The sequence below is a fragment of the Corynebacterium frankenforstense DSM 45800 genome, from assembly GCF_001941485.1.
Classification (GTDB): domain Bacteria; phylum Actinomycetota; class Actinomycetes; order Mycobacteriales; family Mycobacteriaceae; genus Corynebacterium; species Corynebacterium frankenforstense.
Genome location: NZ_CP009247.1, coordinates 1 through 22958, shown reverse-complemented (window position 1 = coordinate 22958; position 22958 = coordinate 1). Strand labels below are relative to the sequence as shown.

The 22958-nt window shown below is 70.8% G+C and carries 17 protein-coding genes and 2 tRNA genes; 4 read left to right on the top strand and 15 right to left on the bottom strand.

Features of this window, described 5'->3' with window-relative positions; genetic code table 11:
- Window positions 1-190: 190 nt before the first annotated feature.
- The 4 genes from CFRA_RS00095 to CFRA_RS00080 are packed head-to-tail and all read right to left on the bottom strand — an operon-like array spanning window position 191 to window position 3886.
- Entirely contained in the window at window positions 191-802 is a 612-nt protein-coding gene (locus CFRA_RS00095; protein ID WP_075662937.1) for a response regulator transcription factor, read from the bottom strand.
- On the bottom strand, window positions 799-2106 hold the full coding sequence (locus CFRA_RS00090) for a sensor histidine kinase (protein ID WP_083666726.1): 1308 nt from the start codon (window positions 2104-2106) through the stop codon (window positions 799-801). The genes CFRA_RS00095 and CFRA_RS00090 overlap by 4 nt, the downstream gene beginning before the upstream one ends.
- Window positions 2046-2816 carry a hypothetical protein gene (locus CFRA_RS00085; protein WP_075662935.1) on the bottom strand — a complete coding sequence of 257 codons (771 nt, stop codon included), beginning with the start codon at window positions 2814-2816 and terminating at the stop codon, window positions 2046-2048. Before CFRA_RS00085 ends, CFRA_RS00090 begins: the two co-directional genes overlap by 61 nt.
- Window positions 2813-3886: an ABC transporter ATP-binding protein gene (locus tag CFRA_RS00080; protein ID WP_075662934.1), complete on the bottom strand. Its 1074-nt coding sequence runs from the start codon at window positions 3884-3886 to the stop codon at window positions 2813-2815. Before CFRA_RS00080 ends, CFRA_RS00085 begins: the two co-directional genes overlap by 4 nt.
- Before the next feature lie 236 nt (window positions 3887-4122).
- Here CFRA_RS00080 and CFRA_RS00075 point away from each other — a divergent pair, with 236 nt between their 5' ends.
- Entirely contained in the window at window positions 4123-4989 is an 867-nt protein-coding gene (locus CFRA_RS00075; RefSeq protein ID WP_083666725.1) for a VIT1/CCC1 transporter family protein, read from the top strand.
- A 47-nt stretch (window positions 4990-5036) separates the two neighbouring features.
- Here the strand turns inward: CFRA_RS00075 and CFRA_RS00070 are convergent, their stop codons facing one another.
- The 5 genes from CFRA_RS00070 to gyrA form a co-directional block, all read right to left on the bottom strand.
- Entirely contained in the window at window positions 5037-7607 is a 2571-nt protein-coding gene (locus tag CFRA_RS00070; RefSeq protein ID WP_075662932.1) for an excinuclease ABC subunit UvrA, read from the bottom strand.
- 391 nt (window positions 7608-7998) lie between these two features.
- Window positions 7999-8071: transfer RNA gene (locus CFRA_RS00065), tRNA-Ala, on the bottom strand.
- Window positions 8072-8080: 9 nt separating this feature from the next.
- Window positions 8081-8157 (bottom strand) — tRNA-Ile (locus CFRA_RS00060).
- A 313-nt stretch (window positions 8158-8470) separates the two neighbouring features.
- The gene (locus CFRA_RS00055) at window positions 8471-8809 is read right to left on the bottom strand and encodes a DUF3566 domain-containing protein (RefSeq protein WP_075662931.1); all 339 of its coding nucleotides are present in this window, start codon (window positions 8807-8809) and stop codon (window positions 8471-8473) included.
- Window positions 8810-8919: 110 nt separating this feature from the next.
- Entirely contained in the window at window positions 8920-11523 is a 2604-nt protein-coding gene (gene gyrA / locus CFRA_RS00050) for a DNA gyrase subunit A (protein ID WP_075662930.1), read from the bottom strand.
- Between the two features lie 104 nt (window positions 11524-11627).
- On the opposite strand from gyrA, the gene CFRA_RS00045 reads away from it, so the two are divergent.
- Together CFRA_RS00045 and CFRA_RS00040 are read left to right on the top strand one after the other, a co-directional pair.
- Window positions 11628-11828, top strand: coding sequence for a CopG family transcriptional regulator (locus tag CFRA_RS00045; protein WP_075662929.1), 201 nt, complete (start codon window positions 11628-11630; stop codon window positions 11826-11828).
- Window positions 11825-12211 (top strand): hypothetical protein, encoded by a 387-nt coding sequence (locus tag CFRA_RS00040; protein ID WP_083666724.1) that lies wholly within the window; start codon window positions 11825-11827, stop codon window positions 12209-12211. Before CFRA_RS00045 ends, CFRA_RS00040 begins: the two co-directional genes overlap by 4 nt.
- 61 nt (window positions 12212-12272) lie before the next feature.
- On the opposite strand, the gene CFRA_RS00035 is transcribed toward CFRA_RS00040, so the two are convergent.
- On the bottom strand, window positions 12273-13157 hold the full coding sequence (locus tag CFRA_RS00035; protein ID WP_075662928.1) for an alpha/beta fold hydrolase: 885 nt from the start codon (window positions 13155-13157) through the stop codon (window positions 12273-12275).
- Between the two features lie 271 nt (window positions 13158-13428).
- On the opposite strand from CFRA_RS00035, the gene CFRA_RS00030 reads away from it, so the two are divergent.
- Window positions 13429-14022, top strand: coding sequence for a DUF6918 family protein (locus tag CFRA_RS00030; RefSeq protein ID WP_075662927.1), 594 nt, complete (start codon window positions 13429-13431; stop codon window positions 14020-14022).
- A gap of 77 nt (window positions 14023-14099) precedes the next feature.
- Here the strand turns inward: CFRA_RS00030 and gyrB are convergent, their stop codons facing one another.
- From gyrB to dnaA, 5 genes are all read right to left on the bottom strand, one after another.
- Window positions 14100-16142: a DNA topoisomerase (ATP-hydrolyzing) subunit B gene (gene gyrB, locus CFRA_RS00025; protein WP_075662926.1), complete on the bottom strand. Its 2043-nt coding sequence runs from the start codon at window positions 16140-16142 to the stop codon at window positions 14100-14102.
- A 359-nt stretch (window positions 16143-16501) separates the two neighbouring features.
- The gene (locus CFRA_RS00020; protein WP_075662925.1) at window positions 16502-17116 is read right to left on the bottom strand and encodes a DciA family protein; all 615 of its coding nucleotides are present in this window, start codon (window positions 17114-17116) and stop codon (window positions 16502-16504) included.
- The gene (recF, locus tag CFRA_RS00015) at window positions 17113-18477 is read right to left on the bottom strand and encodes a DNA replication/repair protein RecF (protein WP_083666723.1); all 1365 of its coding nucleotides are present in this window, start codon (window positions 18475-18477) and stop codon (window positions 17113-17115) included. The genes CFRA_RS00020 and recF overlap by 4 nt, the downstream gene beginning before the upstream one ends.
- A 10-nt stretch (window positions 18478-18487) precedes the next feature.
- Window positions 18488-19678, bottom strand: a complete 1191-nt coding sequence (gene dnaN / locus CFRA_RS00010) for a DNA polymerase III subunit beta (protein WP_075662924.1) — start codon at window positions 19676-19678, stop codon at window positions 18488-18490.
- A gap of 1225 nt (window positions 19679-20903) precedes the next feature.
- Entirely contained in the window at window positions 20904-22877 is a 1974-nt protein-coding gene (gene dnaA, locus CFRA_RS00005; protein ID WP_075662923.1) for a chromosomal replication initiator protein DnaA, read from the bottom strand.
- Window positions 22878-22958: the final 81 nt, after the last annotated feature.

Sequence of the window (22958 nt, the reverse complement as noted above, 5' to 3'; positions counted from 1 at the left end):
GACCGGGGGCCGGCGGTGGACCGGGAGCCGGCGGTGGACCGGGCCGCCCGGCCGGTGGAGCCATACCTTGCAGAGTTCATTCGGCAATCATAAGCCCAGGTCAGAGCGGGTAAGCAAACCGAAATCGAAAGCCTTTATCGATACAGCGGCCCCGAACAGCGGCGATATCGGGACAATTTCCGGGCGCCGGCTACAGCCAGCCGGCCTCCTCGGCGCGGCGCACCGCCGCGTGCCGGTTGGCGGTGCCCGTCTTGCCGATCACCGCCGAGAGGTGGTTGCGCACCGTGCCCGGGCTCAGATGGACCCGGGAGGCGATCTCGCGCACCGAGGCGCCGTCGCGGGCCGCGCGCACGATCTCCAGCTCCCGCGGGGTCAGCGGGCACTCCGGGGTGAACAGCGACTCCTCGGCCAGGGTGTGGTCGACCACCCGCAGCCCGGAGTCCACCCGGCGCACCGCCTCGGCGAGCTGCTCGGGCGGGGTGTCCTTGACCAGGAAGCCGCTGACCCCGGCGGCCAGCGCCTGGCGCAGGTAGCCGGGCCTGCCGAAGGTGGTCACGATCAGCGAGCGGCAGCCCAGGTCGGCCTCGTGTAGGGCGGCGGCCGCGTCGATCCCGCCGCCGCCGGGCATCTCGATGTCGAGCAGCGCCACCCGCGGGCGCGGGTCAGCGGCGCGCACGGCGTCGACGACCTCGTCGCCGCGGCCGCACTCGGCGACGACCTCGATGTCGCGCTCGGTGTCCAGCAGGGCGGCCAGGGCCCCGCGCACGAGGTCCTGGTCGTCGGCGATGAGGATCGGGATCACGCCGGCTGCCCCGGCCGCCCGGCGCGCGGCGTGTCCTCCCGTTCGCCGCGGTCCGTGGCCCGCGCGTCCTGACGGTCCCCGTCCGACCGGTCCCCGTCCGACCCCTGCGCACCGCGCGCGTCCGGCCGCTTCGGCGCCGGCAGCAGCGCACTCAGGTGGGTGCCGCCCGTTTCGCGGTCGGCGACGGTGAAGGTACCGCCCAACGCCTCCACGCGCCGGGCGAGCCCCGCGAGCCCCTCGCCGTCGCCCACCGCGGCGCCGCGCATGCCGCGACCGTCGTCAATCACCTCGACACCGCGGGGCGTGACGGTGATGCGGCAGCGGCTCGCCTGCGCGTGGCGGACGACGTTGGTGACGGCCTCGCGCACCACGGCCGCGGCGAAGGGCGGGGCCTCGTCGCCGGCGTCGATCTCCGCCTCGACCCCGGCGGTCTCCAGCGCCCGGCGCGCGGCGGCGAGCTCGCCGGGCAAGTCCGGGCGGCGGGTGCGGGTGACGGCCTGGCGGACCTCAGCGAGCGCGATGCGGGAGAGCTCGGCGACCTGCTCGACCTCGGCACGCGCGCGCCCGGGGTCGGTGTCCATCAGGCGGCGGGCGACCTCGGCCTTGAGGTTGACCACCGTGAGCGTGTGGCCCAGGACGTCGTGGACGTCGAGCGCGATGGTCTCGCGCTGGCGGGTCAGCTCGAGCTCGTGGGCGAGCTCCTCGGCGCGGGTCTGGCGCTGGATGACCTGGGCGAGCAGCAGCAGGAAGGCCGGGACGATGATCGTGGTGCCGGAGAAGGCCTCGACGGCGCCGTCGCCGTAGAGCGCGGTGACGCCCACGCCCGCGGCGATGATGGCGCCCACGGCCAGGAGCGAGTGGGAGAGGCGCAGGTGGAAGGCGCAGAAGACCGCGAGGTACGGGGCGAAGAAGACGACCAGGGCGCCGATGAACGGCCAGGCGGCCGCCGCGCAGATCAGCATCCCCGCGACCCAGAATCCGCAGCGCGCAGGCCGGCTCCAGCCGACGGGGCGGCGGTAGGCCAGCCCGAAGCCGGCGGCGTAGAACGCGCTGAAGGCCGCCACGGTCACCAGCGCCGCCACGCCGGTGAGCGGGCCCTCGACGAAGCCGCGGTAGACCGGGAAGAGCAGCAGGAGCAGCCAGATGGTGGCGTAGCTGCTGTCGCCGCCCCGGAAGTCGGCGCGCCACTCGGCCAGCCTGCCGCGCACGCCGCCGGGGCCCGGGGCGTGCGCGCCGTCGCCGGTCACCTGCGGGTCATCCTGCGGCGCAGAAGCAGCCACGCCGCGACGAAGATCGCCGTCCATACCCCTATATTTACCAGCGCATACCACATTTCGTGCTGCAGGAAGTTCGGCTCCTCGGCCAGCAGCTGCCAGCCGTCCGAGAGCGGCCAGCGCGCCAGCGCCGCCGCCCCGTAGAGCGGGGTGAACCGGGCGAAGTTGAGCAGGGACTCGGTCAGCGGCATGAACATGTTCGCCGCGAAGGCGAGAATCACCGTGCTGGTCGTGGCGATCGAGATCGCGTTGGGGCTGGCCCAGGCCGCGGTGATCGCCAGGCCGTAGAAGCCGAAGGGCACCGAGACCGCCACGGTGATCAGCGCGGAGATGACCCACTCGTCCGCGGGCATCTCCACGCCCGTCACAAGGCCCGTGACGTTCACGGCGAGCACGGGCAGGATCGTCGCCGTGATCACGGCACTGAGCTGGGCGAAGAGCGCCTGGGCGGTGGTCAGCGGGGTCAGTGCCAACTGGTGGGCCCACCCGGAGGCGTACTCGAGGTGGACCTGGCCGGTCACCGAGATCGCCCCCGAGATGCCGCCGTAGAGCGCCATGCCGATCATGACGTAGGCGGCGATGTTGCCGTCCCGGAAGGGCAGCTCGGCGTAGGCCATCGCCGCGCCGAAGATGAGGTAGAAGATCACCGGCAGGCCGACGGTGAAGACCATCGTGGTCACGTCGGCGAGCGTGCGGTAGACCTGCCAGCCGGTGAAGCGCAGGTTGATCGGGCTGCTCATCGCGGGTTCTCCTCGTCGTCGGTGTCGTCGGCGCCGGTCAGGGCGACGAACGTGTCTTCCAGGGAGTTCTGCTCGACGGTCAGGTTGCGCCCGCCGAGCTCGCCGAGCACGCGCAGCGCCAGGCGGTCCGCGCCGGCGGCGTCGGCGTGCACGCACACGCGCACGGTGTCTGTGTTGTCGGCGGTGTCGGCGGTGTCGACGGTGTCGACGGCAGCGGCGGTGGTGCCTGCGGTGTCGGCGCCGGCGGCGTCGGCGCCCGCTCCGTCGGCGCGGCGGGCGCCGCGGGGCTCGGCGAGGATCTCGGCGCCCTCGATCCGGGCGGCGGCCGCGCGCGGCACGTCGACGCACACGGTGCGGCGCGCGGTAAGGTCGCGCAGCTCGGAGGTCGGCGCGTCGGCAATCACCCTCCCCTTCGCCAGCAGCACGGTGCGCTCGGCGAAGTGCTCGGCCTCCTCGAGGTAGTGGGTGGCGAACAGGATCGTGTGCCCGGCGCGCGCCAGCACCTCCATGCGCCGCCAGAAGTCGCGGCGCGCGGTGGCGTCCATGCCGGTGGTCGGCTCGTCGAGGATCATCAGGTCCGGGTCGGCCAGGATCGTCAGCGCGAAGCGCAGGCGCTGGCGCTCGCCGCCGGAGAGCTTGCGCACCCGGCGGCCGGCCAGCTCGGTCAGGTCCGCGTACTCCAGGAGCTTGCCGACGTCGCGGTGCTCGGCGTAGGTGGTCGCCAACATGCGTACGGTCTGGTTGACCGTGAGGTCGTCCAGCAGCCCGCCGGTCTGCAGCGCGGCGCCGACGCGGCCGGCGCTCACCGCCTCCTTCGGGGTGCCGCCGAAGACCTCGACGTGGCCTGCGGTGGGGCCGGCCAGGCCCAGTATCTGGTCGATGAGCGTGGATTTTCCGGAGCCGTTGGGGCCGAGCAGGGCGACGATCTCGCCCCGGTCGATCTCGAGGTCGACCCCGCGCAGGGCGTGCACGGTGCCGCGGTGGCCGCCGACGCCCGTGCCGGGGAAGTCCTTGCGCAGGCCGCGGACCCGGATGGCCGGGGTGGCGGGTGGCTGTCTTCTCGTTTCCATGACTCTGAGTCAACGCGCGCGGGAGGGTACGGGTATGGGGTGCGTGTCATGAATCGGCCATGACATCTGTCATGGGTGGTTCAGGGCTGGTTCGGGGGGTGCGTCGGACGTGGTTCGGGGACCGGGGAGCAGCTTGTTCAACTTACCGAACCCTTGCCTTAAAATGGCCTCTTACCTGAGGTAATGGCAGCCTATGCAGCCTTGCGGGCGCCCGGTTGCGTACGCATCATTGAATTATGAACGCAACAGCTGACCCCACCAAGAGGCCCTGCCTCGACCCCGCCACCGACTCCCCCGTCCGCGCTGACGGCGCGGCCGGCTCATCGCCCGCGCATGGGCCCGAGCACGGGCTCGAGCATGGCGGCGCCTGTCCCTTCGTCTACGAACCCGACGCCCCGCCCGGTGAGGAGGTGGAGCGCCACCCCGAGGACGCCGCGAGCGGCCTGAATGAGAGGCTCAACCGCCTGCGTGCGGGCGTGCTCGGCGCCAACGACGGCATCGTTTCGACGGCCGCCGTGGTCGTCGGTGTGGCCGCCGCCGGGGCGTCGACCACCGCCATCGCCACGGCCGGCGCCGCTGCGGTGCTCGGCGGCGCGGTCTCCATGGCCCTCGGCGAGTACGTCTCCGTGTCCAGCCAGCGCGACACCGAGCGCGCCCTGGTCGCCGAGGAGCGCGAGGACCTGCAGGTCAAGCCCGGCGAGGAGTTCCGCGAGCTGGTCGACATCTACCGCGGCCGCGGCCTGTCGCCGGCCACGGCGCGGGCGGTGGCCACTGAGCTTACGGCCCGTGACCCGCTGGCCGCGCACCTCGACGTGCACTGGGGCATCGAGGAGGACGAGCTGGTCAGCCCGTGGGCCGCGGCCCTGGCCTCCTTCATGTCCTTCCTCGTCGGCGCGCTGGTGCCGATGATCGCGATCCTGCTCGGGCCCGAGTCCGGGCGCATCATCATCACGGGCGTGGTCACCCTGGCCGCGCTGGCCGCGACCGGCGGGCTGGCCGCCAAGCTGGGCGGCGCGGACCCGGTCAAGGCGTCCGTGCGCGTCACTATCGGCGGTGCGCTGGCGCTCGTGGCGACCTACGGGGTCGGCCTGCTCTTCGAGTAGGGGTCCGGGGTCTGTGCCGGGGCCGGCACAACCCGGGCCTCGGCCCCTCACCCCGCGTGCGCCGCGAGGGTGCGGGCCAGGTACGGCCCCGTCACCGACTCCTCGTTGCCCGCCACCTGCGCCGGGGTGCCCGTGGCGATCACGCGGCCGCCCTCCTCGCCGCCGCCCGGCCCCATCTCGATGACGTGGTCGGCGTTGGCGATCAGGTCCAGGTCGTGCTCGATGACCACGACGGTGGCGCCCCGGTCGGTGAGTTTGCGCAGCACGCCGACCAGCGTGCGCACGTCGAGGGGGTGCAGACCCACGCTCGGCTCGTCGAGGACGAAGACCGTGTCGGTCTGGTCGCGGTGCATCTGGCTGACCAGCTTGAGCCGCTGCGCCTCGCCGCCCGACAGGCTCGGCGTCGCCTCGCCCAGGGTCAGGTAGCCCAGGCCGAGCTCCTCGAGCCGGCCCAGCTTCCGGTGCACGGCCGGCAGATCCCCGGTGTGCCCGAGGGCCTCGCGCACCGTGCAGTGCAGCAGCTGCGGCAGGGACATCCCGCCGCGCCGGTGGGCCTCGGCCGCCGGCGCGTAGCGGCCGCCGCCGCACTCGGGGCAGGTGATCTCGACGTCCGGGAGGAACTGCACGTCCAGGGTGACCTGGCCGGTGCCCTCGCAGCGCGGGCAGGCCAGCGAGCCGGTGTTGTAGGAGAAGTCGGAGGCCGACAGCCCCGCCGCACGCGCGGTGTCGGTGGCCGCGTACGCCTTGCGCAGCTGGTCCATGACCCCGCTGTAGGTGGCCACGGTGGAGCGGACGTTCTGGCCGATCGGGGTGGCGTCGACGACCTGCACCTTCATCCCCTCCGGCGCCTCGAGAGAGCGCACGTGCTCAGGCGCCGGGACCACGTGGTTCCCGGAGTCCTTACCCTTCTTCGCGGTTCCCGCGGACCCACCGGAACCGGCCGCGGCCGCGCCGGCCCGCGCCTGCAGCGCCGGCACCAGGCTCTCGAGCAGCAGCGTGCTCTTGCCGGAGCCGGACACCCCGGCGATCGCGGTGAGCCGGCCCAGCGGGAACTCGACCTTGAGGGGATGCACGGTGTGCACCGCGTCGGTCTCGAGCCGGATCGCTCCGTGGTCGAAGACTTCCGCGGCCCCGGCGCCGGGCTGCACCACGGGGTCCTCGGACCCATCCAGGAACCCGGCCAGCAGCGAGCCTGCCGACTCCGGCAGCTGTGCCGGCGCGCCTTGGGCGATGACGGTACCGCCCTCCGTTCCCGAGCCCGGGCCGATCTCGATGAGCCAGTCGGCCTCGCGCAGGATCTGCACGTCGTGGTCGACGAAGACCACCGAGTTGCCGTCGGCGAGCAGGTCGCGCATGACCCCGAGCAGCCCGTCGACGTTGACCGGGTGCAGGCCGATCGAGGGCTCGTCGAGCACGTAGAGCACCCCGGTGGTGCGGTTGCGCACCGCACGGGCGAGCTGCACGCGCTGGCGCTCGCCGGTCGAGAGCGTCGAGCCTGCCCGGTCCAGGCTGAGATAACCCAGGCCGAGCTCGACCAGGCGGCGGGCCATGCCGGTCAGGGTCTCCACCAGGGCCTCGGCCATCGGGCGCATGTCGGCGGGCACCGTCTCGGCCACCCCGCCGGCCCACTCGAGCACCCCGTCGAGGGTCATCGCGGTGACCTCGGCCAGGTTGAGCTCCCCGATCCGCGGCGCGAGCGCGGCCGGGGCCAGCCGGGTGCCGCCGCAGTCGGGACAGGTGCCCTCGCGCAGGAAGCGGCTGACCCGCTTCAGCCGCTTCTCGGTGTCGGCGCGGCGCAGCTCCTCGGTGACCGTCAGGCGCGCGTTGCGGAAGGTGAAGTCGAGCTCGTGCACGCCCTTCTTCGTGGTGACGGTGATGTGCTTCTTCTCCTCGGGCCCGTCGAGGACGATCTCGCGCTCGCGCTCGTCCAGCTCGGACCATGGCACGTCGGTGCGCACGCCGAACTCGCGGGCGATCGCGGGCTGCACGTTGAAGCCGAACATCTGCCACGGCACCACCGCGCCGTCGTCGATGCTTTTGCCGGGGTCGGGGACCAGCGCGGCGTCGTCAACCGTGCGCACAGTACCGGTGCCCTCGCAGGTGGGGCAGGCGCCGGCGGAGTTGAAGGCCAGCTCCTCCGCACCCGGCGCGCGCACCTCGGCGCCGCACTCGGGGCAGGTGAAGGCGGTCTCGGCGGCGACGTCGATCGTCGGCGCGACGCGGTGGCCGTTCGGGCAGACGTGCGTGGCCAGGCGCGAGAACATCAGGCGCAGCACGTTGAGCAGCTCGGTCGAGGTGCCGAAGGTCGAGCGGATGCCCGGCACCGCGGGCCGCTGGCGCAGGGCCAGGGCGGCGGGCACGTGCTCGACGGAGTCGACCGCCGCGCGCGTGGCCTGCGACATCCGGCGGCGGGTGTAGGTCGACAGCGCCTCGACGTAGCGGCGCGAGCCTTCCGCGTAGAGCACGCCGAGCGCGAGCGAGGACTTGCCGGAGCCCGAGACGCCGGCGACGCCGACGAGCCGGTGCAGCGGGACGTCGACGTCGACGTCGCGCAGGTTGTGCACGCGCGCGCCGCGCACGCTGATGTGTTCGGGGCCCTGGGTCATTGTCTCGGTCATCGTTCGTCCGCTTCGTCTGCGGTTCCGGCGCTATCGCTCATCATGGCTTCATGCTACGAGCTGCACCTGCCGTCTCCCCGGTGGGCAGGATGGGGCGGGCTGAGGCCCGTCAGGTCGAGGCAAGCCGCGGATCGGGTCGTGTCAGGCGAGCCGGATCGAACGGGGGCCACCGGAAAAATGTGTCATCGCGTGTGCGGCCCCCGACGTTTCCCCAGGTCATTTTCGGGCCTCTCGGCTGGCATGACACATTTTCGCGGTACTGCCCTGGCTGGCCCCGCCCGACGCCCACGAAACCCCTAGCCAACCACACCTGACCCGGCGAAACACCCAAACCCCACACAAAAACCGGCACCGCCCAGGCCGCTAAGGCCCGGACGGTGCCGGTTGACCGTGGAGCATAGGAGAATCGAACTCCTGACCTCCTGCTTGCAAAGCAGGTGCTCTACCAATTGAGCTAATGCCCCAAGGTGTTCTGGTGGGCCTAGCAAGAATCGAACTTGCGACCTCATCGTTATCAGCGATGCGCTCTAACCGACTGAGCTATAGGCCCGTTGAACGAGAAATCACTTTACATATCGCCCCGAGAAAAAGGCAAATCGCCTTTTCACCTGCGTTTTTACCGGCGGCACCCGCGGGCCGGCGATACCCCGCGCGGGCGAAGGAAGTACCCCGCGCGCGGACGGCAAGCACCACCCACGGGGCGGGACCGGCAGGCGGGAGGTACGCGACGTCGGCAATGGAGAAGGCCCCGCACCAGAGGGTGCGGGGCCCGGCCGGAGAGACCCGGCGGAACCTGGTTCCCGAAACCTGGTTCCCGAAACCTGGTTCCCGAAACCCGGTTCCCGGAACCTGGTTCCCGGAGCCTAGTTCTCCTGGACCTCGATGACGAGGCCGCCGAAGAGGTCGACCACGGCGTTGTAGATCAGCGCGCCGACGGGCGCCAGCGCGGTGGTCAGCAGGGCCAGCACCGCCCCGCCGAGGGCGGAGAGGCTGATGACCATGCCGTAGCCGATGATCCCGTCACCGCCGATGCCGCCGATGACGGAGTTGACGTTCTCCCACACCCCGGCCGCGGCGAGGCCGAGGTAGAGGATCGTCACGCAGACCAGCCACGCCACAAGCGCGACCAGCGAGAGGGCCAGCGCCACGCGGAACGCGGACATGGGCGAGACCCGGGTGAGCACTACTTCCTTCTGTGCCACGGTCAGTTACCGGTCCTTTGCTTCTCGTGCTTCTCGGGGCGGCCGGCGGCCCGGGATGAGGCTCCCGGGCCGGCGCGGCCGGTCATGGCCGGGTGCGGCCAGTCCGTGTCCTAGTCCTTGTCGGACCCGGCGTCGTCGGAGGCGCCGTCACTGCCGTCGGATTCTACCCCGGGCATGTCCTCCAGCGAGGGCTCATCGCCCTGGTGGCGGTCAGCGGGTCCGGCGACGTCGCCCTTGGCCACGGCCTCGGCGGCCTCCTCGCCCTCGTGCTCGACGTTCTTGTCGATGGCGAAGAGCTCGACATTCTTGTCCAGGTCCACCAGGCGCACGCCCATGGTGGCGCGCTGCGAGGGCCGGATCTGGTTGACCTCGGTGCGGATGACACCGCCGGAGGTCGTGATCGCGAAGATCTCGTCGTCCTCGTCGACGGCCAGGGCACCGATGAGCTTGCCGCGCTTCGGGGTGTACTTGAAGGTCACCACGCCGAGGCCGCCGCGGCCCTGGACGCTGTACTCGTCGAGCGAGGTGCGCTTGCCGTAGCCGCCGGAGGTGGCCACCAGCAGGTACTCGCCGTCGCGGACCACGCACATGGCCAGCAGCTGGTCGTCGCCGCGGAAGCGCATGCCCTTCACGCCGGCGGTGGCGCGGCCCATCGGGCGCAGCTGCTCGTCGTCGGCGGTGAAGCGGATGGCCTGGCCCTCCTCTGAGACCAGCAGCAGGTCGTCCTCCTCGTCGCAGAGCGCGACACCGATCAGGCGGTCGCCCTCGTGGAGGTTGATGGCGATCAGGCCGCCGGAGCGGTTGGACTCGTAGTCGGCCAGACGGGACTTCTTCACGCGGCCCTGCGCGGTGGCCAGCACCAGGTACGGGGCGTCCTCGTAGCTCTGGATCTGGATGACCTGGGCGATCTTCTCCTCCGGCTGGAACTCCAGGAGGTTGGCCACGTGCTGGCCGCGGGCGGCGCGGCCGGCCTCGGGCAGCTCGTAGGCCTTGAGCCGGTAGACGCGGCCGAAGTTGGTGAAGAACAGCAGCCAGTCGTGGGTGGAGCACACGAAGAAGTGGCGCACCACGTCGTCCTGCTTGAGCTCGGCGCCGCGCACGCCCTTGCCGCCGCGCTTCTGCGAGCGGTAGGCGTCGACCTTGGTGCGCTTGGCGTAGCCGGTCGAGGTGATGGTGGCCACGACGTTCTCGCGGGCGATGAGGTCCTCCTCGGAGACCTCGCCGGTGGCCGCGACGATCTTGGTGCGGCGCTCGTCGCCGTACTTCTCGACGATCTCCTCGAGCTCCTCGCGCACGATGCGGCGCTGGCGCTCCTCGCTGGCCAGGATGTCCTTCAGGTCGGCGATCTCGCGCTCGACCTCGGCCAACTCGTCGATGATCTTCTGGCGCTCCAGGGCGGCCAGGCGGCGCAGCTGCATGGCCAGGATGTGGTCGGCCTGCACCTGGTCGACGTCGAGGAGCTCCATCAGGCCGGTCCGGGCGATGTCCACCGTCTGGGAACGGCGGATCAGGGCGATGACCTCGTCGAGGGCGTCCAGTGCCTTGACCAGGCCGCGCAGGATGTGGGCGCGTTCCTCGGCCTTGTCCAGGCGGAACTGGGTGCGCCGGACGATGACCTCGATCTGGTGGGCGACGTAGTAGCGCAGCATCTCGTCGAGGCGCAGGGTGCGCGGCACCCCGTCGACGATCGAGAGCATGTTGGCGCCGAAGTTCGTCTGCAGCTGCGAGTGCTTGTAGAGGTTGTTGAGCACCACGCGCGGCACGGCGTCGCGCTTCAGGGTGATCACGATGCGCATGCCCACGCGGTCGGAGGACTCGTCCTCGATCTTGGAGATGCCGGCGAGCTTGCCGTTGGTGACCTGCTCGGCGATCGAGGAGATGAGGTTGTCCGGGTTGACCTGGTAGGGCAGCTCGGTGATCACGATGATCTGGCGGTTGCCCTCCTCCTCGATGGAAGTCACGCCGCGCATGCGGATCGAGCCGCGGCCGGTGGTGTAGGCGTCCTTGATGCCCTGGTCGCCGACGATGAGGCCGGCGGTCGGGAAGTCGGGGCCCTTGACGCGTTCCATGCAGGCCTCGAGGGCGGCCTTCTCGTCGGCGCCCGGGTTGGCCAACAGCCAGTAGATGGCCTCGGCCAGCTCGTTGAGGTTGTGCGGCGGGATGTTGGTCGCCATGCCGACGGCGATGCCGCCGGAGCCGTTCATCAGCAGGTTCGGCACGCGCGAGGGCAGCACGTCCGGCTCGGAGGTCTTGCCGTCGTAGTTCGGGGAGAAGTCGACGGTGTTCTCGCGGATGTCGCGGACCATCTCCATGGCCAGCGGCGTCAGCTTGCACTCCGTGTAACGCATGGCGGCCGGGCCGTCGTTGCCGGGCGAGCCGAAGTTGCCCTGGCCGTCGACCAGCGGGTAGCGCATGTTCCAGCTCTGGGCGAGGCGCACCAGGGTGTCGTAGATGGCGCTGTCGCCGTGCGGGTGGAACTGACCCATGGTGTCCGAGACCGGGCGCGCGGACTTCACGTAGCCGCGCTCCGGGCGGTAACCGGAGTCGAACATCGCGTAGAGGATGCGGCGGTGCACCGGCTTGAGGCCGTCGCGCACCTCGGGCAGCGCGCGGCCCACGATCACGCTCATGGCGTAGTCGATGTAGCTGGTCTCCATCTCCTCGTTGATGTCGATGGGATGGATGCGATCGCCACTCAGAATGTCGTCGCTCATGCTCACCTTTCTCTGAGGCCTAAAACAAGTCCATCTTACGCCCCACAGGCCCGTGTGAGCGATTATCCGCGCCGGTGCGGTATCACAGTGGTACCGTTTTTCCCATGGCGATGACGTTGCGACTCTCAGCCGAGGAGGACCGGGCACTCGCGCTGCTGGCGCGCGCGCAGGGTTCGAGCAAGAGGGAGGCGGCGGTGCGTGCCATCGTCGCCGCCGCCGCGCGGACGCTTGACGACGCCGCGGTGGTCCAACTGGCGCGCGAGTCCGTGCGCGAGTACACCGCCGCCGAGGAGCGGCTGCGGTGAACGGGCCGGAAGGCGCCGGTCAGGGCGGTGCGGCCGATGCCGAGAGCACGGCCGGTGAAGACGTCTCGGGCCGCGGGTCCGGCGGGGAGCTGCGGCGCATCCGGGGCCTGAGCTTCGGGCAGGTGGTGCTCGTCGCCGACGAGGTCTGCGCGGCCACCGGCGCGAGCGTGCGTGACTACCCGGGCCTCGCCGCCCTGGCCGGGGCGACGGCCCCGCGGTTGGCCGGCGTGCCGGTGCACGCCGACGGCGACGCCCAGGCCCGGGCAGTGGCGGCGCTGACCCGCAGGATCGCGCCGCTGACGCCGACGCGCTCGGCCAACGAGGTGCTCGCCGCGGTGCTCGTCGACGTCCTGGCCGCGCGCAACGAGCGGCCGGCAGGTTAGCCGGCTCCGCCGCCTGACCACCGCAGACCAGGCGAGCTCGAGAGCCCGGAGGCGGGGCAGGTCAGATCCCGTTGTCCTCGAGGAAGCGCTCGAAGCGGTCGGCGACGATCTGCGGCTCCCGCGCCCAGCGGTTGTGGCCCAGCCGGCCGGGCAGCTCCTCGCAGCCGACCTCCGCGTTCGGCAGGTGCCCGGCCAGGGCCTGCGAGGAGGCCAGCGGGCACATCTCGTCGTTCTCGAAGCGGGTGAACAGCACCGGCGCCTCGACCCCGGCCAGGGCGGCGCGGTGGTCGGCGACCCCGTGGCCGTCGAAGACGTGCTCGAAGCTGTTGTGCAGGGCGAGGTGGCGCCAGTCGGCCATCAGCCGGGCGGGCTGGCGGCCGTAGCCGACGGGGTCGATGCCGGCGATCGCGCCCGGCCAGTGGCCGAAGAGGCGGTTGCCCAGCGCGAAGAGGGACGCCCCGACGCGGATGCGCACGCGGGTGTTGCCCTCGAAGGTGCGGAAGTACGGCGAGCCGCTGCCCACGCCGAAGAGGCCGGCGACGCCGAGCCGCGGGGCGTCGTCAAGCGCGAGGAAGGCGGTGGCGACCTGTCCGCCGAGGGAGTGGGTGAGCAGGACGGTCGGGTGGGACTCGTCGAGGCCGAGCTCGGCCTTGGCGGCCTCGATGACCAGGCGGTAGTCCTGGGTGGCCAGCTCAAAGTAGCCCCAGCTGGCGTGGCGGCCGGCGCGGGCGGTGCTCGCGCCCTGGCCGCGCAGTTCGCCGATGGCGGAGGGGAAACCGCGCGCGGCGAGTTCGGCGGCGATGGGGCGGTAGTAGGAGGCGCCGACGCCGAAGCCGGGCCAGAGCACCACCAGCGGGCGCTCGCCGCCGGGGAAGACGTTGACCGGCGTGCGGGAGCCGTCGGGGATGTCTGCGTCGACGATGATCGGTTCAGTGTGGTGCGTCACAGTCGATGATGGTACGGGGCACGCGGGGTCTACGCGGCGTTTTCGACGCCTCGGACCGCGTACCCGAGCACGGGGGTGCCGGTGCGCCCGGAGAAGTCCGAGGCAGCGGACGGGTGAAGCGGATTCGGCGCCGGTATGGTGGGCGGCGACCGGGCGGCCATGTACAGTGTGAGACTGTTGTGGTTGCAGTTAACTGATGTGACTATTGAGTTCTCGGGTGACTGTGGCGGAAGAGCCGCAACCAAGCTTTGAGCGGAAGGACGTTGAGCTCATGCAGAACGAGCTGGCGCACCTTTTGGCGAGCCGGCACCGCGCCGGACTCGTCGCCGATCTCGGCGATCTGGCCGAGGAGACCATCCGCTCGCGCACCGGCGTCAGCGGGGTGGCGTTGCGCACGACCATGAAGGCCGCGCGTGCCGTCGACCGCGACGTGGTGGTCAAGGTGATAGACCGGATGATCCCGGACGTCCTCGGGGCGCTGACCCCGCAGTGGACTCAGTTCTGCGCCGGACGGGAGCACGCCGCCGGACACGATGCCGGGGCCGGAGATGCCGAAGCGACCGCCGGTTCTGAACCGCAGGCCGACGCCACCGTTGGATCCGCCAACCATGGGGATAACGCAACAGCCGAAACCCCAGGTCACGGCTCCGTGGGCAAGGTCAACGACTTCGGTCAGTTCCTCGACGCCCGTCGCGACACCACCGCCGAGCAGCTGCTGGCGGTCTCGGACTCGTGGGCGGACCGGGTGGACTTCCCGGCGCTTCTGACCATCTACCGCGGCGTGCGCGGCCGGGCCCACGGCCTGATCGTGCCGGCGGTGCCGGAGCTGGGCCGGATCATCCAGCGCCACGCCGACAACAGCTGAGCAGTCCACCGACCACACACCAAAAAGGGGACCGCAGCACAATGCTGCGGTCCCCTTTCGCGCGGGCGCGGGCTCCCCTAGATGTCCAGGAAGCGGACGTCCTTCGCGCGGCGGGTGATGAAGGAGCGGCGGGCCGTGACGTCGTCACCCATGAGGATGGAGAACAGCTCGTCGGCACGCTGCGCGTCGTGCAGGTCGACGCGGCGCAGGATGCGCGTGGTCGGGTCCAGCGTGGTCTCCCACAGCTCGTTCGGGTTCATCTCGCCGAGGCCCTTGTAGCGCTGGATGCCGTCGTCGGTGTTGATCTTGCGGCCGGCGCCGCGGCCCTCGTCGAGCTGCTTGTCGCGGTCGGCGTCGGAGAACGCGTAGCCGGGCTCGCCCTTCTGCCACTTCAGCTTGTACAGCGGCGGCTGAGCGAGGTAGACGTGGCCCTCCTCGACGAGCGCCGGCATGAAGCGGAAGAGCAGGGTCAGCAGCAGCGTGGCGATGTGCTGGCCGTCGACGTCGGCGTCGGCCATCAGCACGATCTTGTGGTAGCGCAGCTTGTTGATGTCGAACTCGTCGTGGATGCCGGTGCCCAGGGCGGTGATGATGGCCTGGACCTCGGCGTTCTTGAGCACGCGGTCGAGGCGCGCCTTCTCCACGTTCAGGATCTTGCCGCGCAGCGGCAGGATGGCCTGGTACATCGAGTCGCGGCCCTGCTTGGCGGAGCCACCGGCCGAGTCGCCCTCCACGATGAACAGCTCGGAGCGTGTCGGGTCCTTGGAGCGGCAGTCGGCCAGCTTGCCGGGCAGTCCGCCCAGGTCGGTGGCGGACTTGCGGCGCACCAGGTCGCGGGCCTTGCGGGCGGCCTGGCGGGCGTGGGCCGAGGAGATCGCCTTGTTGACGATGACCTTGGCCTCGGCCGGGTTGGCCTCGAGCCAGTCGCCGACGTGCTCGTAGGTGGCCTTCTGCACGAAGGAGCGCACCTCGGTGTTGCCCAGCTTGGTCTTGGTCTGGCCCTCGAACTGCGGGTCGCCGACGCGCACGGAGATCACGGCGGCGATGCCCTCGCGGCAGTCGTCGCCGGTGAGGTTCTTGTCCTTCTCCTTGAGCAGCTTGTGGTCCCGCGCGTAGCGGTTCATCAGGGAGGTCAGCGCGGAGCGGAAGCCCTCCTCGTGCGTGCCGCCCTCGACCGTGTTGATGGTGTTGGCGAAGGTGTGCACCGACTCCTTGAAGGAGTTGTTCCACTGCATGGCCAGCTCGAGCTCGTGGCCCTCGCCGACGGCGTCGAACGCGACGATCGACGGGTGGATCGGCTGCTTGGAGTTGTTCAGGTAGTTGACGTAGTCCTGCAGGCCGTTCGGGTAGTGGAAGACCTTCTTCTTCTCACGCTTCTTCGGCGTGGCGGGTGCCTCGCCGGCGTCGGCCTTCTCGTCGACCTCGTCGAGGCTGGTGGCCGTGTCGCCGCCCTCGGCGAGGGCCTCGAGCTCCAGCTCGGCGTCGGTGGCGCGGTCGTCGCGCAGCGTGATGGTCAGGCCCTTGTTCAGGAAGGCCATCTCCTGCAGGCGCCGCGAGATCGTCTCGAAGTCGAAGTCGACGGTCTCGAAGATCTCCGCGTCCGGCCAGAAGCGGATGGTCGTGCCGGTGCCGCGGGCGTTGCCGCCCTCGATCAGCGGGTCGGGCAGCGCGTTCTGGAAGTTCTGCAGCCAGTGCTTGCCGTCGCGCTTGATGTCGGCCTCGACGCGGGTGGACAGGGCGTTGACCACGGAGATGCCCACACCGTGCAGACCGCCGGAGACCGCGTAGGACTCGGAGTCGAACTTGCCGCCGGCGTGCAGCTGGGTCATGACCACCTGGACGGTGGGCACACCGGAGGCGTGCATCTCGACCGGGATGCCACGGCCGTCGTCGACGACCTGGATGCCGCCGTCGGCGAGCAGGGTGACGTCGACCTTCGTCGCGTACCCGGCCATCGCCTCGTCGACCGAGTTGTCGACGACCTCCCACACCAGGTGGTGCAGGCCGCGCTTGCCGGTCGAGCCGATGTACATGCCCGGGCGCTTGCGGACGGCCTCCAGCCCCTCGAGGATGGTGATCGATGAGGCGTCGTAATCGTGGTGCTCAGCGTTGGTTGCCACGTGAACCTGTTACTCCTCGCTGAAGTTACGTTGAGATCCGGCCCCCGCACCGCCGCCGATCCGGGACCGGCGGCCGCAAAAGGGTCAGATTTCTTTTAGACTGCCCCAGTCTACACCCCGGTACCCGCCCCCCGGCAGACCCCTCGCGCGCGTCGTAGGCCCTCTCACGGGCCGTGTATGGCGTTTGCCCAGTTCAATTTCCGACGTCGCGCATGCATCGGTCTTCGTCACACCTCGCCGCCGGGCGCCTGCGCGCCCTGATTCGCGTGCTTCACCGGGGTGCGCGGCCGTTCACAGAGACGCGCGTCCCGGTCCCGGGTGCGCGTCCCGGTCCCGGGTGCGCGACGAAGTCGCGCACCCTATCCGTAGGTGTCGCGGGGCCCGCGCCCCTTGACGTGCAGCGGCCCCTTGCGCCAGCTCGGCGCCTTCGGCCCGAAGATCTTCAGCTGCGTGATCACGTCAGGCCCGACCTTGCGGGCGATCTCCTGGAGGATCTGGCGCTGCATGTAGCGCAGGTTCGTCGCCCACGACGTCGAGTCGCAGGTGATGAAGACGGTGGTCTCCTTGATCATCTCGACGCGGGTGTGCTGGGCGATCTTCTCGCCGACCAGCTCCTCCCAGTGCCCGGAGACCCAGCCGTCGGCCAGGTGGCCGGTCCAGCCGCGGCGGTGCATCTCGCGGCTGAGCAGGCTGCCCACATTGTCGACGTCCCGGCGGCGCTGCACGATGTAGCCGTCCGCGCCGGTGGGGATGCCACGTCGGCGCTTCTTCGTCCCGCGCCGGCCGCGCCTGGTCCGCTCGGGCTCCTTCAGGCCGGGTACCTTGGCCTCGGAGCGGGCGTTGGCCTGGAACTTCAGGCTCGGCGCGTGCCGGTTGCCGGCTCCCGCGCGCCGGCGCAGGTTACCGAAGGTCTCCGCGATGATGTCGCCGCCCGCCTGCGGCTCGGCGGCGTTCTCCCGCTCGCTCCCGCTCACTCGGCGTCACCGCCTTCCTCTTCCTCGGCCGTTTCTTCCTCGGCTTCTTCGTCCTGTCCAACTCCACCCGCTGCATCATCACCGGCGGCCACTTCTTCAGCGCCTTCGTCTTCGGCGACGTCTTCTCTGCCGGCGTCTCCGGCCGCCGCGTCAGCGGCGGGCGCGCCACCGGAAACGGCTCCATCTTCCGCATCGGGGTGGGGCGCGGCGTCGAGAAGCGAGAGGTGGTCGTCGTCGAGGGTGATCTCGTGGCGCGCGACGGTGAGCCCGTCGAGGTTGCCGGGCAGGTCCTCGTCGACGGCGGCGGTGATGAGCACCTGCTCGACCTCCTGCGCGAGCGCGACGAGCTGGCGGCGGCGCTGCGCGTCGAGCTCGGCGAAGACGTCGTCGAGGATGAGGATCGGGTCGGTGCCCTCGGCGCGCAGCAGCTGGAATTCGCCGAGGCGCAGCGCGATGGCCACGCTCCAGGTCTCGCCGTGGCTGGCGAAGCCCTTGGCCGGGCCGTCGCCGAGGGTCACCGAGAGGTCGTCGCGGTGCGGGCCGACGAGGCTCATGCCGCGGTCGATCTCCTTGTCGCGCGCGCGGCCCAGGTGGGCGAGCAGTTCAGCCTCGATGGTCGCCACATCCGCGTCGGGCTCGACCTCGGTGCGCGGGGCGTAGGTGACGTGCGCGGCGCGCGGGCCCGGGGCCATCTGCGCGTACGCCGCGGTCACGTGCGGGTCGAGCTCGGCGGCCAGGTCCATGCGCGCGCGCATGACCTGCGCACCGAGCGCGGCCAGCTGCGCGTCCCAGGTGTCCAGGGTGACCAGCGCGGCGGCGCCGTCCTCCGAACCGTAACCGCGGCGCAGCGCCCGGCCGGCCGACTTCAGCAGGGCGTTCCGCTGGCGCAGCACCTTGTCGTAGTCGGCCTTGACCCCGGCGAGACGCGGCGTGCGCGTGGCGATGATCGCGTCGAGGTAGCGGCGCCGCTCGGCAGGCTCGCCGCGGACCAGCGCGAGGTCCTCGGGCGCGAAGAGAACGGTGCGCACCACGCCGAGCACCTCACGCGGGGAGCGCAGGCGGGTGCGGTTGATCTGCGCCTGGTTCGCCCCGCGGGGTTTCAGCAGCAGATGGGCGGTCAGCTGACGGCCCTCGTTGATCGCGGTCGCCGAGACGCGGGCGTTCTCCGCGCCGGCTCGGACCAGCGCGGCATCCGAGTTGACGCGGTGCGAGGACAGGTGGGCCAGGTAGCCCACGGCCTCGATGATGTTGGTCTTGCCATAGCCGTTGCGGCCGACGAAGAGGGTCACCCCCTCGTCGAGATGCAGGTTGAGCTGCGGCCAGGAACGGAAGTCGCGCAGGGAGAGTTCGCTGAGGCGCACCCCGGCCCGCCTAACCCGGCAGGCGCACGGGCATCAGCAGGTACGTGAAGTCCGTCGCCGGAGTCGGGAAGTTGCCCTCCGCGTCGGCCTCGGGGAGCTCCTCGGGCTCAGGGATGAGGATCGCCGGGCGCGAGGGCTCCGTGAAGCCGAAGACCACGCGGTCGGTGTGCACCACGGCCAGGCCGTCCTTGAGGTAGCCCGGGTTGAACGCGATGAGCAGCTCGTCGGCGCCGGTGAAGGCGCAGGGCAGGGACTCCTCGGCGTGGCCGGAGTCGGTGCCCGCGGCCGAGAGGATCAGCTCGCCGGAGCGGAACTGCATGCGGATCTGCGCGTTGCGGTCGGTGACCAGCGAGACGCGGCGGATCGCCTCCTGCAGCGGGGCGATCTCCACGGTCGCGATCGAGGTGTGCGTCTTGGGCAGCAGCGGGGTGATGTTCGGGAACTCCGCGTCGAGCATGCGCGTGGTGGTCTCGCGGTTGTCGGTGTGCACGCCGAAGAGGCCGGCTGCGCCGACCTGGTCACCGGCACCGACGGCGATGTCGACCGGGTCGCTGCTGACCTGGTTGTCCAGGGTGCGGGCGTTGTCCTGCAGAGTCTTGGCCGGGATGAGCAGCGTGGCCTCGATGTCCGGGGACTTCGGCTGCCACTCCATGGTGCGCCGGGCCAGACGGAAGCGGTCGGTGGCGGCCATGACGACCTCGGAGCCGTGGATCTCGACGTGCACGCCGGTCAGCATCGGCAGGGTGTCGTCGCGGCCCGCGGCGGCGGCGACCTGGCCGACGGCCTCGGAGAACAGCCGCGGGTCGACGGTGCCGGTGACCTCGGGCAGCTCAGGCAGCTTCGGGTAGTCGTCGAGCGGGATCAGGGGCAGCTCGAAGTGCGAGGCGCCGCAGTCGACCGACACGGTCGTGTCCTGCAGGCGCACGTCGACGGGCTTGTTCGGCAGCGAACCGGTGATCTCCGCGATCAGCTTGCCGGCCACGGCGATGACGCCGGGCTGCTCGACGTCGGCCGCCACGCGCACCCGCGTGGAGACCTCGTAGTCGAATCCGGCCAGCTCAAGGCCCTCGTCGCCTGCGGTGATGACCATGGCACGAAGCACGGGCTGGGCCGCCTTGCTCGGCAGGCTGCGGGCGACCCAGGCGACCGCGTCGGCGAAGTCGTCCTTGGCCACACGGAACGAGACCCCTTGTGACTCCATTTTCGGCACCTGCTCCCTCGTGATCCCGGGCCGCCGGCCGCGGGGACGGCCGGGGCAGCGAATGACAACAACTCCAAACTACCGGTTCGGTCGGGGCGACGGAACTTCATGTCATTTGCCGGGCGGTCTTTGACGGCCGGCGAGGCCGGCTCGTCCGGGCCCCGGGGCGCCGCGTGGCGCCGAGGGCCCGGTCCGTTCGATCCTCAACCCCCTCTTTCTTCTTAGGAATTACAAGTAATTTTCTTGGTAACCGCAGTAGGTCCTGTTGAGTCTGTGGATCGAGGCGTCCCGGTCGAGGTAAACCACAAAATCATGGATGTGCGTCGCGGTGTGGACGATTTGTGCATAACTCGGGGCCCCTGTGGACAACTTCCGGGAAGGTCTTGTCATTCACAATCCATCCACCGTCTCTCCCCCGCCGGCGGGCCACTTGTCCACATCTCGCGACCTGGGTTTTTGTGGTTCCGCAGGTCGCGGGCGCGGGGTGCTGCGGTGGGTCCGGCGGCGTGACCGGGATGACAGAAATCTCTGACTTACATTCTTGTAATTACACGGCTGTGGAGAACTCTGTGGACACTGTGGATAGTCGGGCGGGTGGGCCGGTCTCGGGCGGGCTGGCTCGGGTGGATGGGCTTGGCTCGGGTGGATAGGCCTGGCTCGAGCGGGTCGGCGCGGGGGCGCTGCGCTGGTTCCGGCCTGGTGCGGGCTCGCGAGGGGTCGGGGAACCCTGATTCGGCCCGGGGCCGGCTCGGGAGCCGCCCCTTCCGGCGGATGCACAGACTTTTTGTGTCACGCCGGGATCAGCGGTCGATTTTGAACTGGGAAAACGCCGATCGCGCCTCACGCGATGACACAAAAAGTCGGGTGCGGTCCCTCGATCAGGCCCCGGACCGGGCCCTGGTCGCACCCGGAGCCCTCTCCCCCGCCCCGCCAGTCCCACCGGCCTCACCTGCACCGCGGTCCCCAGGCCCCCGCCCGGGCATGCGAAAACCCGCCCGGGTACACGAAAACCCGCCCGGATCGTGTCATCCGGACGGGTATCGGTGGGCTCGACGGAGCTAGCCGACGGGTTCAGCGGAGCTCAGCCGATTCGCCGGCGGGCTCAGCGTTCCGCGAGCAACGGCCCAAAGCCGGCCGGCCAGCCCCGGCCAGCCAACTCAGCCCGGTCCGGGCCCGGACCGAATCCGACCCCGGCGGTCCGGAGCCCGCCTCGAGCCATCCCCTGCTAGATCGAGGCGCGCCCCGCGTTCTTGATCTTCTGGGTCAGCGACTGGATCTCGTCGTAGGTGTCGCGCTTCTCCGTCATCTCCTTGCGGATCTTCCGGTCGGCGTACATCACGGTCGTGTGGTCCTTGCCGCCGAACTGGTCGCCGATCTTCGGCAGCGACAGGTCGGTCAGCTCGCGGCACAGGTACATGCCCAGCTGGCGGGCGTGCGTGACCGCGCGGGTCTTGCCGGTGCCGCACAGGGTCGCCGTCGAGATCCCGAAGTGCTCGGCGGTGGTCTCGATGATCGTCGAGGCCGTGATCACCACGTCCTGCGGGTCGGGCAGGATGTCGCGCAGCGCGACCTCGGCGTTGGCCAGGTCGATCGGCTCCTTGATCAGCGAGGAGTACGCCGAGACACGCACCAGCGCGCCCTCGAGCTCACGGATGGAGCTCTCGAAGCGGCTGGCGATCAGTTCGAGCACGTCGCGCTCGACGCGCGTGCCGTCGGCCTCCGCCTTCTTCATCAGGATCGCGATGCGCGTCTCCAGGTCCGGCGGCTGGATGTCCGCGATCAGCCCGGCCTGGAAGCGGGTGCGCAGGCGGTCCTCGAGGGTGGTCAGCTCCTTCGGCGGGCGGTCCGAGGACAGGATGATCTGCTTGTTGGCCTGGTGCAGCGCGTTGAAGGTGTGGAAGAACTCCTCCTGCGTGCCCTCCTTGCCCTGCAGGAACTGGATGTCGTCGACCATCAGGATGTCGAGGTTGCGGTAGCGCCGCTTGAAGGACTCCTGCCGGTCGTCACGCACCGAGTTGATGTAGTCGTTGGTGAACTCCTCCGACGAGACGTACTTGATGCGCAGGCTCGGCTGCAGCAGTTTGGCGTAGTTGCCGGCGGCGTGCAGCAGGTGCGTCTTGCCCAGTCCGGACCCGCCGGAGATGAACAGCGGGTTGTATGCGCGGGCGGGATTCTCGGCCACGGCGACCGCGGCGCCGTTGGCGAAGCGGTTCGACGAGCCGATGACGAAGGACTCGAAGGTGTAGCGCGGGTTCAGCGAGGTCTCGCGGTTCGGGTCGTGCGCCGGCTGCTCGCGCGGCAGGCGTTGCGCGGCCTCGCCGCTGTAGCTCTGCCGCCAGCCGCCGGCCTCGGTCTGCCGGGGTGCGCCGTTGATTGCCGACGCCCCGCCGGTCCCCGTCGCCGGATCCCGCCGGGTGGGCGTGGGGGTCGGGGCGCCTGCGGCGCCCGGGGCCGAAAAGCCCGAGTTGTAGTCGTTCTGCCTGGTGGGGGCGCCACCGAAGCCCGAGGGGTCGGAACCGGGTCCCGAGCCGGGGGTGAAGCCGGTCTGCTCGCCGTATCCCGGCACCTCGGTCTGCTGCGGTGCCTCGTTGCGGCGCTGCTCCTGGGTCGGGGTGCCTGACTGAGCCGGGCCGCCGGCCTGGGCCTCCGGGTCGTGGAAGGCCGCCGGCGAGGAGGTCAGGTCGAACGCCTCGCTCTGGTGCGGCGCCTGGCGCTGCTCGGTCGGGGCCCCGGCGCCCGGAAAGCCACCGGCGTTCTCCCCGGCGTCGAAGCCGGCTGCGGCAGGGCTGCCTGCCTGGCCGGTCTGGCCGGCATTCTGCGGGGCGGCCGGGTTCTGTCCGATGACCGAGTCGACGGGCGCGGAGGCCGCGTCGGCGACGGCGTGGGCCTCCTCGGTCTCGCGGTGGGCGGCCTGCGGGTCGACCGAGACGGCCAGCGAGCAGGGCCGGTGCATGCGCTCGCTGAGCACCCGGGTGATCTGCTCGCCGAGCTCGTTCTCGACGACCTGCTTGGCCATCTGGTGCGGGGTCGCCAGCAGCACGTAGCCGTCGACCAGCACGATCGGCTTGGCGAGCGCGAGGAAGGCCCGCTGCTTGTGGTTCAGCGGCGGGATGCCGGAATCGGGGCGCTCGGAGGCGCCGACGAGTTCCGCGACGACCTCCCGCCACGTCTGCTCCAGTGCCTGCTTACCGTCAGCCACGTCTCTCCCGTCTTGTCGTTCTCCTCCGTGCGGGGACCCGCACGGACCACACGGCGGGCGGGGTCTCCCGCTCGCCTGCAC

Coding starts and splice junctions, on each gene's coding strand:
- CFRA_RS00090 (WP_083666726.1), bottom strand. CDS start 2,106: ATGGACGGCGATCTTCGTCGCGGCGTGGCTGCTTCTGCGCCGCAGGAT.
- CFRA_RS00085 (WP_075662935.1), bottom strand. CDS start 2,816: ATGAGCAGCCCGATCAACCTGCGCTTCACCGGCTGGCAGGTCTACCGC.
- CFRA_RS00080 (WP_075662934.1), bottom strand. CDS start 3,886: ATGGAAACGAGAAGACAGCCACCCGCCACCCCGGCCATCCGGGTCCGC.
- CFRA_RS00075 (WP_083666725.1), top strand. CDS start 4,123: ATGAACGCAACAGCTGACCCCACCAAGAGGCCCTGCCTCGACCCCGCC.
- CFRA_RS00070 (WP_075662932.1), bottom strand. CDS start 7,607: ATGACCGAGACAATGACCCAGGGCCCCGAACACATCAGCGTGCGCGGC.
- gyrA (WP_075662930.1), bottom strand. CDS start 11,523: ATGAGCGACGACATTCTGAGTGGCGATCGCATCCATCCCATCGACATC.
- CFRA_RS00045 (WP_075662929.1), top strand. CDS start 11,628: ATGGCGATGACGTTGCGACTCTCAGCCGAGGAGGACCGGGCACTCGCG.
- CFRA_RS00030 (WP_075662927.1), top strand. CDS start 13,429: ATGCAGAACGAGCTGGCGCACCTTTTGGCGAGCCGGCACCGCGCCGGA.
- dnaN (WP_075662924.1), bottom strand. CDS start 19,678: ATGGAGTCACAAGGGGTCTCGTTCCGTGTGGCCAAGGACGACTTCGCC.